The organism is uncultured Winogradskyella sp., assembly GCF_947495255.1.
Taxonomy (GTDB): domain Bacteria; phylum Bacteroidota; class Bacteroidia; order Flavobacteriales; family Flavobacteriaceae; genus Winogradskyella.
Window position 1 is genome coordinate 1 of the sequence record NZ_CANLYI010000007.1, and the last position, 12,058, is coordinate 12,058.

Sequence of the window (12,058 nt, forward strand, 5' to 3'; positions counted from 1 at the left end):
TCAGTAAGTGTCTCTATGGATGGCTCGTCTTGTGATCCTGTTGTTCATAATATTCAAATTACACAACCTTCTCAAGCGTTATCAGCTTCGATAAATTCTCAATCAGATATTGTTTGTTCTGGTTTAGGAGCTATTACAGTTATTGGTTCTGGTGGAACTGCTCCATACACTTACTCTAAAGATGGAGGTACTAACTATCAAAATAGTGAAGCATTTACAGATTTAGTTCCTGGTAATTATACTTTCACTGTTTTGGATGCAAATAATTGTTCTTCTACTGTAACTACTGAAATTCTTATAAACTGTACTGATGCTATTGCAGATATCAATAATACTTTTGTTGACCAATCTGTTTCTGGTAATGTTTTAACTAACGATGAAGATTTTGAAGGAGACAACCAAATAGTAACTACAAATACAAATCCTGCAAATGGTTCTGTTAGTCTAAATTCTAATGGAACATACACTTACATCCCTAATCCTGGATTCATTGGAGAAGATACTTTTGAGTATACAATTTGTGATGACGGAAACCCTGTTACTTGTGATACTGCTACTGTTTATATTGAAGTATTGCCTGAAAGTGGTCCTGAAAATGAAGCACCTATTGCTAATGCAGATACTGCAACAACTCCTGTAGCCACTCCTATTGATATTGCTGTACTTGTTAATGATTTTGACCCAGATGCTGACCCAATTTCAATTACTGGAACAACTAACCCAACAAATGGTGCAGTAACAGTTAATCCTAACGGAACTATTACATATATTCCTAACCCTGGATTTACAGGTGAAGATACATTTACATACACAATCTGTGATGACGGTAGCCCTCAACTTTGTGATACCGCAACGGTTACAGTTACTGTTCAAGATTCAGGAATGCCTAATACAACTAATGCTAATGATGATGCATATTATGTAACTCCGACTAGTATTTTAATTGGAAATGTCCTATTGAATGATAGTGATATTGAAGGTAATACACAAACAGTAACCTCAACAACTGTTACAACAGCTGAAGGTGTTACGGTAAATATTAACCCTAATACTGGTGAATTTACTTATACTCCAAATGCTGGATACTCTGGAACAGATTCTTTTGTTTACACAATTTGCGATAATGGAAGTCCTGTTGCTTGCGACCAAGCTACGGTTTACATCACTATTGATGGTGTTGCTGGTCTTAGTATTGTTAAATCAGCATCTAGTACATCTGTAGATTGTGTTTCGGTTGGTGATGAAGTAACTTATAAATTTACAGTCACTAATTCTGGTGATGTACTTATAAATTCTATTACAATTATTGATGATTTATTAGGTGGTAATATCACAGCTTCTCTAACACTTGTTGGAGATATTAATATTGATGGTATCCTTGATTCTTCTGAAACATGGGTGTTTACAGCACCAAATTATACTATTACCCAAGCTAATGTAGATGCTGGTAATATTACAAACAATGTAACAGCTACTGGTTTAGAGCCTGATGGAACTACAATAGTTACAGCTAATGATACTTATATTATTGATGCTAACAATCCTGATGTGACGCTTTGTAATGATGGCGGAATCAATATTGTAAAAACAGCCTCTACTACAACAGTAGGTTGTGTTGGTGAAGGTGATGATATTACTTATACATTTACTATTACCAATACTGGTGATGTGTCAATTAGTAATGTTTCTATTACTGATGATTTATTAGGTGGTGATATTACTACAACACTAACTCTTGCTGGTGATACTAATGGAAATGACTTACTAGACCCAACTGAAACTTGGGTATTCACTGCGCTTGATTATACTATTACCCAAGCTAATGTAGATGCTGGTAATATTACAAACAATGTAACAGCTACTGGTTTACAACCTGATGGAACTACAACAGTTACAGCTAATGACACTTATATTATTGATGCTAACAATCCTGATGTGATGCTTTGTAGCGAATATGGTATTGAACTTGTTAAAACAGGTAATTTTAATAATGATAATGGAAATGCTTGTACAGAAATTGATGAAACAATAACATATACATTTACGGTAACAAATACTGGTGATATTGCCTTAGGCAATGTAATTATTACGGATCCATTATTAGACAATGCAATACCAGTAGTAAGTATTAATTATGTTTCTGGAGATGCTGATGGCGACAATCTATTAGACCCTTCTGAAATATGGTATTATTCCGCTACTTATTTAGTAACTCAGTTAGATATAGATGCTACAGAAGTAACAAATACTGCCACTGTTAATGCTGAAGAGGTTATAAATGGAACAAATGTTAATTCAACTTCACAAACTGTGACCGAATTAATTGAAGACACTACACCTCCAGATATTTCTAATTGTGCTGTATTAGATAGCACTATTGAATGTAGCGGTATGGATAATGAAACCATTGCTAATGATTGGAATGCTGATAATATATTAGCTTTAGAAAATTGTGCAACGGACGGTTGTGATAATAATTTCAATGTAACTTCAGACTATGTATTTGGAAACTTAGTTTCTACGTGTGGAGCTGGTGGTACAATCACTGTAACTTATACGCTAACAGATTCAACGGATAATGCAAGCACTTTTACTGCTATACTTACTCTTGAAGATACAACTGGTCCTGATTTATCTGCATGTACTGTAATAGATGAAACAATAGAATGTAGTGGTTCTGAAACTGAAAACTCAGCCTTAGCATGGAATGCTGCAAATATTGCTGTACTAGAAACTTGTGGTACCGATACCTGTGACGTTACCCCTACAAATGTAGTAACTTCTAATTTTGACTTTACTAATCTTGTTTCTACATGTGGTTCAGGCGGTACAATTACAGTAATATATTCTGCTGCTGATGATTGTGGTAATATATCAACTTTAAGTGCAACTTTAACAATAGAAGATACGACAGCACCAACTTTTACTGCTCCAGAAGATGTTACTATAGAATGTGATGTCAATGCAACAGATGTTTCCTTAACTGGTGATGTCACTGATGAGGTAGATAACTGTACTGTTGGCTTAGAAGCCACATTTACAGATAATATTGTAGATGGTGATTGCCCTGGAGAAGCTGTTATAACTAGAACATGGACATTAAGTGACGAGTGTAATAACACAACTACTCATGTTCAAACAATAACAATACAAGATACTACCGCTCCTGTGTTTAACGAAAATTTACCTGCTGACTTAACCACAGAATGTGATGCTGTACCAGGTTCAGAAACATTAACTGCAACTGATAGCTGTAGTTCTGCAGAAGTGAATTTTGAAGAAGAGATTATTTTAGGCTCTTGTATTGGAGAATATTTAATTGTGCGTACTTGGACAGCTACTGATAGTTGTGATAACGAAGCAGTACATACACAAATAATAACGGTTCAAGATAATAACGCACCTACTCTATTAACACCTTTAGAATCTTCAATTTCAGTTCTATGTAGCGAAATTCCTTTAGTTCCGAATCTAGTATTTGAGGATTCATGTTCAAACAATATCGAAGTTGAATTCAACGAAGAATCTACAATAGGTATCGATTCTGAATTCTATGACATTACAAGAATATGGACTGTAACAGATGATTGTGGCAACGTAGCAGATTACACACAAAATATTGCTGTTGAAATTGGAACGTTAATTGAGGCTGCAGATACTGCACGTTGTACTTTAGATCCAGAGTTTGATCTCTTTGAATTATTGTCTGGTGATTTTGACACAGATGGTACTTGGAGTGTTATCGCTGGTGATGCAACACTTAACGATAGTTATTTTGATCCTGGCCTACATGACGTTGGCAATTATACATTTATGTATGCTATTTCGGAAGGGCCTTGCCAAACAGAAATAGAAATAAATATTGCAATCGATGATGATTGTGTTGTATTAAGATGTGGTGAAGAAGATGTTGTAATTTCTAAAACTGTTACTGATAATGGTGATGGCTATAATGACTTCTTTACAATTACTGGTGTAGAAGATTGTGACTTTGAAATAGAGGTTCAAATTTTTAATAGATGGGGAGCAGAAATTTATAAATCTAATAACTATCAAAATGATTGGAGTGGATTTTCTCATAATTCATCAGTAGGAAATTCAGGAAAAGTACCAACAGGTACATATTATTACATTGTTCATTTAAAAGATAGTGGTTTAGCCCCTTTTACTGGCCCTATTTACGTAGCAACAAATTAAAATAAAACTTAACCAATGAAGTTATCAAAATATATAAGCATTGCTATACTCTTCTTTAGTGTATCTGCAGCCTTCGCGCAACAGTTACCTCAGTTTACGCAGTATATGTTTAATACCATTTCTATTAATCCGGCTTATGCTGGTAGTAGAGAAACACTTAGTGTTGTTGGTTTACACAGAAGTCAATGGGTTGGATTAGAAGGTGGTCCAGAAACACAAACATTATCTATACATACACCTTTAAGAAACGAAAAAATGGGGTTAGGAATATCCTTTATCAATGATAAATTAGGGTATGAAAATTTCTCATATTTATATGCTGATTATTCATATACAATTAATACAAGTGCTAATACTAAATTAGCATTTGGGATGAAAGGTGGCTTAACACATTATAGTTTAGATGAAGAATTATTAAATGACCCTTCAGTAACGGAAGACCCGTTCTTTAATGATATTTCTAACCGTTGGAGTCCTAATGTAGGTGCTGGTTTATTTTTACATTCTTCACGTTGGTATTTAGGTTTATCGGCTCCAAGAATACTAAACACAGATTATAACAAAGGTAGTGATGGTCTTAGAAATTTTGTCGCTTTTGAACGTATCAGTTATTATTTTACTGGTGGCTATGTTTTTAATCTAAGCGAAACAACAAAACTTAAACCTTCCGCATTGTTAAAAGCAACAAATGGAGCGCCTTTATCATTTGATATATCAGCAAACTTTTTATTTAACGAAAAGCTATGGCTTGGTGGTGCGTACAGAATTAACGAACATGCAGCTGCCATAGGCGGAATTGCAGATTTTCAAATATCAAAACAAATGCGAATTGGCTATGCATATGAGTACCCTATTTCAGATATAGCCGCTTATACAAGTGGTACACATGAGGTATTGCTTATGTTTGAAGTCTTTAAAAGTAAACGAATTAAATCGCCAAGATATTTCTAAACACTACAGTAATATGAAAATCAAATTATTAATACTATTCTTAGTTTTAAGTTGTTCGTTATCCTATTCTCAAACGAAACTAGCTGATAAATTCTTTGAAAATTACGGCTATGTAAAAGCTATTGAATTATATGAAAAAGTAGTAGAAAAGGGAAAGGCAGATGCTCATGTCTTAACACGTTTAGGTGATGCTTATTATAATAATTCAAATTCAGAAAAAGCAGTTTACTGGTACAAAAAAGCACTAAGTGAATACAAAAATATTGAAGCCGAATACATCTACAAATACATCCAATCGCTTAGAAGTATAGGTAACTACGAAGAAGCTAATGTGTGGTTTAAAAAATTAAGTGATGCACAGCAAGGTGATAGCCGTCTTAAGGGTTATGATCCAGATAACGTTGGGATATTTGATCAACTTACGTCTAAAAACATTGACCTTGTTGTAACCCTAGAAAATTTGCCATTTAATTCTGAATTATCAGACTTTGGATCTTTTGTAAAAGATAGTACACTATATTTTGCTACAGCAAGAGGTGATAACAAAAAAGTATATAATTGGAATAAAGAACCGTTTTTAGATATTTATCAAATTAATTTTCAACAAGAAGAAAATGCAGAAGGCCAAATAGTTGAGACTTACGGATCACCTTCAGAATTGTTAGGCGAAGGCGTAAATACAATATATCATGAGGCATCAATTGCTATTACCAATGATGGTAAAACCATGTATTTTACGAGAGATAACATTAATCACAGACAACGTTTACAATATGATAAAGAGGGTACAACACACCTAAAAATATACAAATCGACATTAGTTGGTAAACAGTGGTCAAAACCTGAAGAACTTCCATTTAATGACGAAGTTTATTCTACCGGACATCCTGCATTAAGTGTAGATAACAAAACACTTTTCTTTGTGTCTGATCGCGATGGTGGTATTGGGCAAACCGATATCTATTCTGTTGAAATTAATGACGATGGCTCTTTTGGAGACCCAGTAAATCTAGGGGATAAAATTAATACCGAAGGACGAGAAATGTTTCCTTTTATAGGTAAAGACAGTACATTTTATTTTTCCTCAGATGGGCATTTAAACTTAGGATTATTGGACATTTTTAAATCCAATATCTTAACAAAAACAGAAGAAGTAACTGCACCAGAAAATATGGGTGCACCTTTTAATAGTGGTTACGATGATTTTGCTTTTTATGTAGATAGCGAAACTAAAAAAGGTTACATCTCTAGTAATAGACCAGAAGGAAAAGGTAGTGATGACATTTATGGTTTTACGATTTCAAAATGTATACAACTAATTACTGGTACTGCTACAGAAGATAGAACTGAAATTATTTTAAAAGGAGTAACAGTTCAGCTTATTGACGAAACCGGCAAAATAATTGCAGAAACTGTAACAAAAGAAGACGGTGCTTATGCCTTTGAAGTAGAATGTAATAAAACGTATACTATTCTTGGAACAAAAGAAGATTATCAAGATGATAAACAAACCATCTTAACCTCGAGAAAAGACGAAGAAGAAACCACTATTGATTTAGTATTAAAACCATTATTACTAGAAAGTCAGATTATTATAAACCCAATTTTCTTTGATTATGCTAAAGCAACCATAAGAGTTGACGCTCAATATGAATTAGAAAATATTATCAACGTTTTACGTAAACATAAGGATATGGTTATTAAAATTGAATCTCATACCGACAGTAGAGGTCGTGATAAATACAATTTAAAATTATCAGACAGACGGGCAAAATCAACCGCAGAGTACATCATATCTAGAGGTATTGAGCCAAGTAGAATAGCAAGTGCTAGAGGATTTGGTGAAACAAGACTTCTAAACGAATGTAGCAATGGCTCTAAATGTTCAGAGGAAGAACACCAAGTCAATAGACGTTCATACTTCTATATAGTAGATGGTAATAAAGACAAAGAATAAAAATCCCAAACTAAACATTTACTAAGATTAAAAGCAAGCTTGTAATGAGCTTGCTTTTTTATTTAATAAATGTAAAACCACAATATTTAAATAATTCATTTTAGAATAAGTAAGTTTGACGTAACACTACTCTATGAAGTATTATTCTATTATAGCATTTGTTTTAATTTATCTTTCTGTTAACTCCCAAACTTTGAAAGGTGAAGTATTAGATAGTCTAACAAGGCAAGAATTACCATATGTTAATTTGGGATTAAAAGGTAAAAGAATTGGTGTTTATAGTAACGAAAATGGCAAGTATAATTTTGATTTGTCTAAAACGTCACAAGAAGACACTTTAATTGTTTCTCTTATAGGTTATAGAAAACAAAAAATAGCATTGTCTCGTTTTTTTGAGAAAAAGGAATATCAATTCAACTTTCAGTTAATTCCTAAAATTGAATCATTAAACGAAATATTTATTCTGAGTAAGCCTAAAAAGTACAGCACAAATAAAATTCAAATTTCCACAGGTAATAGAAATCAAACATTTCCATCTTCAGTACCATATGGCTCTGAAGTAGCCGTATTTATAGAAAATTCTAAACATAAAAAAGGTAAACTTTCTCAACTGCACTTAAAATTTAAAAGTATAAAGGATGACAAATTTAAAACTCACCCAACGTATTACAGATTAGCTTTTTACAACCTTGACACCTTGGGGTTCCCTGGAGATTTAGTTCATTTTGAGAACGTAATTATTAAACCTAAAATCAAAACAAAAAGTTTTAAAATAGATTTAGAAGATAAAGAAATACCGTTTTCAGAAGATGGTATTTTTGTTGGTATTGAAACTATAAAACCAGATTTTGTTAAACAAACAAATTCAATGTATCTCACTACACCCAACCTTCTATATACACATACTAAAACAAGTTTAAAATACTATCGTTTTCACTCCAATGTTTGGCACAAACAAAAAAGAAAGTCTATTTTAAAAAAGAAATTATTTACTGTACCTTTTATAAAGGTAAAGGTAGCTTATGAAGCTGAGTAATAAATCGCCTTACTCCTAAACAAAAAAAATCCCTGATCATAAAATGAACAGAGATTCTAAAATCAACTTGAATTAATTTAGCTTAATCTTTAATAACTTTTAACGTGTGACCAGTTTCCGTTTTTAATAAATAGATACCTGTCGATAATTCGTTAATATCTATACTTTTATTATTTTCTAATATGCCTTTAAGTACTTGAGTTCCTAATATATCATACATTACAAAACTTGTATTATTACTTAAACCCGAAATCTTAATAAAATTTTTAGCCGGATTTGGATAATACGAGATACGGCTGTTTGAGAAATCTACTTCAGCTGTAGACAATGCATAGCTTTGTAAATTTATTATAGTATCTAAAGGATCTTCTCCCCAACAAACACCCTCAAACAATAGCGTATTTTTTGGAGTTATAGTCCATTCAGATTCTACGAATGAAGTATTGGGTCCACTTCCACTATTTCTTGTAACATATGAGTTTGAAAAGTTCCAAGTTGAAGTTTCTCCATTTTGACCATCAACACCAAATATGTCAATAACTTCATCACTATTAGAAGAATCTACAAGTCTTATTTTATCACCACCTTCTACACTAGATAAAACGGTACCCAATGTTGCATTTTGAGCAGTTCTAGTTCCAGGGAAATTAACATCAAAAGCATCAACATCATTAACTAAGTAAAGATAAGTATCGGTATACTCACCTACTCCAATGTTATTATTAGTTACCCAATTTGTTGCAGATGCAAACTGAAACTGAATTTTTAAATCTGTCACATCAACAGTCCCTTCAACGTATAATTCAATAAATCTTGGTGCAACTGAACCTGTTGGGCAATCGCCTTCTACCATTGTGGTAATTTTTACACTTTGAGAAAAAGAGGTAAGAGTAATCATTGAGATGATCAAACTGTAGAGTAAATTTTGCTTCATAAATAAGGGTTTAATAAGTTATAATTGTTAGATATTAGGGAATATTTTAGTTTCGAAATTTTTATGACCTCGTATTAAGGATTTAGAGACCATACTCTATTTAACGTTTAATAAACATATTAGTAAAATACCACTTGCCTTCAGCATTCTGTTCTGCAGACACATCAAAATCTGTGTGATCGCCTTCTATGTTAGCTCTATGACTTGGACTATTTAACCATGCATTAACAACACCTTCTGCTGTATAAAAACCATACCCTACGTTTTCGGTTACATCATTTGCATTAGCATTTGTCTCTAAACTTTCTTTTCTTAAAAAAAAGTAATCGTGAGAAACATTAGCTTCTTCAATCATGTAGTTAGTATGTGTTAAAGCAACTGCCTTAACTGTGTCATGGTTTTGTAATACGTTTAAACCTAAACTGATTCTATGCGCATTTATTAGCTCCATAATCTCTATCTCAATAACTTTAGCTTGTGGAGTTGAAGGCACTTCGATTGCACTAATATCATCTTCTATTGATTCTGTAGAACAAGATGTAAAACTAAAAAGAACAATTATTGCAAGAAAAGGTAGATGTTTTAGGGTTTTCATAAGTAGGATAATTAAGTTTGGTGTCACTAAATTAACCTCACATAACTCTTTAAATGTTAAATAAATGTTAAAACCGATAAACTACATGTTTTTAATCGGATTATTTTGCAAAACATCGTTGAAATACAATATCAACATCATATTTAACGTAGAACAACCGAAATAAAATGCACTTAATCGTTGTTTCTGTTTTTTTGAGAATCACTAAAAAATGATTTTGAACAGGAGAATATATTTCGCATAAAAACCTATTTATTAAATAAGAAGTATATGAATAATCTATTTCATAGTATGAGAAACTATAACTAAATTAAGGTGCTAAGCGCTCGAGCTTCCAATTGTAATCTTCTTGGAGTTGATAACGGATTCTATCGTGTAGTCGGTTTGGTCTGCCTTGCCAAAATTCTAATTCTATAGGTTTAATAATATAGCCTCCCCAATTTTTTGGTCGTTCTATTTCTTTACCTTCAAACTTAACCTCTAGATCTTTAAGTTTAGTTTCTAACTCTGCTCTACCCTTTACAGTTTCACTTTGATTAGAAACAATAGCACCTAATTGACTCCCTCTTGGTCTAGACTCAAAATATCCATCACTAAGATTTTCTGAAATTTTTTCTGCCTTCCCTTTTATTATAATTTGGCGCTCTGCAGCATGCCAAAAGAATGATAAACATACATTAGGATTATTAGCAATTGCTTTTCCTTTTTCACTATTATAATTGGTGTAAAAGATAAAGCCTTCGTGGGTATATTTTTTAAGTAGCACTACTCTATTTTTAGGATAACCATCTAATCCTAAGGTTGAAATAGTCATGGCATTAGTTTCATCAATATTAAAATGTGTATCCACTTCTACAAACCAATCTCGGAATAATTCCAATGGATTTTCAGGGACGTTATTTAACAATAATTCCCCTTTTTCGTAAGATTTTCTGTAATCGCTTAAGTCTTTTTCCATAGTTATACGAAGTTAATTCAATATTTTGTTTCTATCAAAAAAAGTGTAGCTTTAACATCTAACCACCCTTAAAAAATAATTCCCTTAAATGCACTTTGAAAATTCCCTCCTATCACAATCATTAACTTATGAAAAATTAACTTTAGATTTTGGAACCAATTATCTTTTTGAAAACTTCATTATTATGGAAGTTAATGAAGGTGTTCACTTTAATTTTGATAAGTTAAATGAATTACTAATGGAAATAACAGCTCATTATGGTTTTGATAAAAAACTTGCCTACATAGCTAACCGCGTTAATTCTTATTCTATTGACCCCATTTTATGGTCTTATTTTGATAAAGATGATAATATGCTAGTTGCAGCTTCTATTGTTACGTATTCAAACTCATCGTTTATGAATGCTAGTATTGAGAAAAAATTAGCTTCAATAAGTTTAAAACGCTCCTCTAGTTTAGAAGAAGCTATTGGTTGGGTACAACAATTATCGGAATTGAGTTAAATATTAAAACTCAAAAGATTTGCCGTCTTTAGATAAAACCGTATTTTCAAAAACAGCTTTCGCTTCGTTTTTAAACAAGTTATAGTCGTTATAACGCGTAGAGTAATGTCCTAGTATTAATGTGTCTACATTGGCTTTTTTAGCTATTGTAGCCGCTTGTTTTGCTGTACTGTGTTTGGTAGGCTTACAGCGTGCTTCATCTTTTTCTAAAAAGGTAGATTCGTGATAAAGCACTGTAGCATCTTCTATAATTGGAACCATGTCTTCATTATAAACCGTATCACTGCAATAAGCATAACTTTTTGCTGGTATTGGGTCTTTAGTTACTTTTTCGTTACTAATGAGAACACCGTCTTCATTTACAACATCAAAACCTTGTTTTAGTTTTCTGAAGTATGCCATATCAATATTGGCTTCATTTACCAGATTAATATCTAATTTACGTTCATTCTCTTTCTCTTTAAATAGAAATCCGTTAGTGTAAATACGATGTTTTAGAGGAATTGTATAGACTTCAACTTTATCATCTTCGTAAATTAATTTGGATTGTTTTGAATTTAATTCATGAAAAATAAGTTGATACTGTGTCCAACCACCCGACAATTTCATTTGAAGAATTATAACTTCCTTCAATCCTTTTGGTGCATAAATATGAAGTTCGGTTTCTCTTGTTAATAAACTAAAGGTGTTAATCAAACCTATTAAACCAAAATAATGATCGCCATGAAGATGCGAAATAAAAATATGCTTAATCCTTGAAAACTTAACTTTATTACGTCTTAATTCTACCTGTGTACCTTCTCCACAATCAATTAAAAACATATGGTTTTTTATCTCTAAAACCTGAGACGTAGGATTAGTATTAATGCGTGGTGTTGCGCTGTGACAGCCAAGAATTGTTAATTTCATTAATTGTTTTTGTTAAGTA

9 protein-coding genes are annotated in these 12,058 nt (G+C 32.3%); 5 read left to right on the plus strand and 4 right to left on the minus strand.

Features of this window, described 5'->3' with window-relative positions; all coding sequences use genetic code 11:
* The 4 genes from Q0807_RS12020 to Q0807_RS12035 all read left to right on the plus strand — a co-directional run.
* On the plus strand, positions 1–4,197 hold a 4,197-nt coding region (locus Q0807_RS12020; RefSeq protein WP_299110236.1), incomplete at its 5' end, for an Ig-like domain-containing protein.
* A gap of 15 nt (positions 4,198–4,212) precedes the next feature.
* A complete protein-coding gene (locus Q0807_RS12025) occupies positions 4,213–5,148 on the plus strand; it encodes a type IX secretion system membrane protein PorP/SprF (protein WP_299110237.1) in 936 nt (311 codons plus the stop codon).
* A gap of 13 nt (positions 5,149–5,161) precedes the next feature.
* Positions 5,162–7,105, plus strand: a complete 1,944-nt coding sequence (locus Q0807_RS12030; protein ID WP_299110238.1) for an OmpA family protein — start codon at positions 5,162–5,164, stop codon at positions 7,103–7,105.
* A gap of 133 nt (positions 7,106–7,238) precedes the next feature.
* Positions 7,239–8,141, plus strand: a complete 903-nt coding sequence (locus Q0807_RS12035; RefSeq protein WP_299110239.1) for a carboxypeptidase-like regulatory domain-containing protein — start codon at positions 7,239–7,241, stop codon at positions 8,139–8,141.
* Between the two features lie 82 nt (positions 8,142–8,223).
* Here Q0807_RS12035 and Q0807_RS12040 read toward each other — a convergent pair whose 3' ends face one another.
* The 3 genes from Q0807_RS12040 to pdxH all read right to left on the minus strand — a co-directional run bounded on the left by Q0807_RS12040 (position 8,224) and on the right by pdxH (position 10,628).
* On the minus strand, positions 8,224–9,075 hold the full coding sequence (locus Q0807_RS12040; RefSeq protein ID WP_299110240.1) for a T9SS type A sorting domain-containing protein: 852 nt from the start codon (positions 9,073–9,075) through the stop codon (positions 8,224–8,226).
* Positions 9,076–9,175: 100 nt separating this feature from the next.
* Positions 9,176–9,670: a CAP domain-containing protein gene (locus Q0807_RS12045; protein WP_299110241.1), complete on the minus strand. Its 495-nt coding sequence runs from the start codon at positions 9,668–9,670 to the stop codon at positions 9,176–9,178.
* 310 nt (positions 9,671–9,980) lie between these two features.
* Positions 9,981–10,628: a pyridoxamine 5'-phosphate oxidase gene (gene pdxH, locus Q0807_RS12050; RefSeq protein ID WP_299110242.1), complete on the minus strand. Its 648-nt coding sequence runs from the start codon at positions 10,626–10,628 to the stop codon at positions 9,981–9,983.
* An 88-nt stretch (positions 10,629–10,716) separates the two neighbouring features.
* Here pdxH and Q0807_RS12055 point away from each other — a divergent pair, with 88 nt between their 5' ends.
* Positions 10,717–11,130 (plus strand): hypothetical protein, encoded by a 414-nt coding sequence (locus Q0807_RS12055; protein WP_299110243.1) that lies wholly within the window; start codon positions 10,717–10,719, stop codon positions 11,128–11,130.
* Positions 11,131–11,133: 3 nt separating this feature from the next.
* Here the strand turns inward: Q0807_RS12055 and Q0807_RS12060 are convergent, their stop codons facing one another.
* Entirely contained in the window at positions 11,134–12,039 is a 906-nt protein-coding gene (locus tag Q0807_RS12060; RefSeq protein ID WP_299110244.1) for a ribonuclease Z, read from the minus strand.
* Between the last annotated feature and the right edge of the window lie 19 nt (positions 12,040–12,058).

Coding starts and splice junctions, on each gene's coding strand:
- Q0807_RS12025 (WP_299110237.1), top strand. CDS start 4,213: ATGAAGTTATCAAAATATATAAGCATTGCTATACTCTTCTTTAGTGTA.
- Q0807_RS12030 (WP_299110238.1), top strand. CDS start 5,162: ATGAAAATCAAATTATTAATACTATTCTTAGTTTTAAGTTGTTCGTTA.
- Q0807_RS12035 (WP_299110239.1), top strand. CDS start 7,239: ATGAAGTATTATTCTATTATAGCATTTGTTTTAATTTATCTTTCTGTT.
- Q0807_RS12040 (WP_299110240.1), bottom strand. CDS start 9,075: ATGAAGCAAAATTTACTCTACAGTTTGATCATCTCAATGATTACTCTT.
- Q0807_RS12045 (WP_299110241.1), bottom strand. CDS start 9,670: ATGAAAACCCTAAAACATCTACCTTTTCTTGCAATAATTGTTCTTTTT.
- pdxH (WP_299110242.1), bottom strand. CDS start 10,628: ATGGAAAAAGACTTAAGCGATTACAGAAAATCTTACGAAAAAGGGGAA.
- Q0807_RS12055 (WP_299110243.1), top strand. CDS start 10,717: ATGCACTTTGAAAATTCCCTCCTATCACAATCATTAACTTATGAAAAA.
- Q0807_RS12060 (WP_299110244.1), bottom strand. CDS start 12,039: ATGAAATTAACAATTCTTGGCTGTCACAGCGCAACACCACGCATTAAT.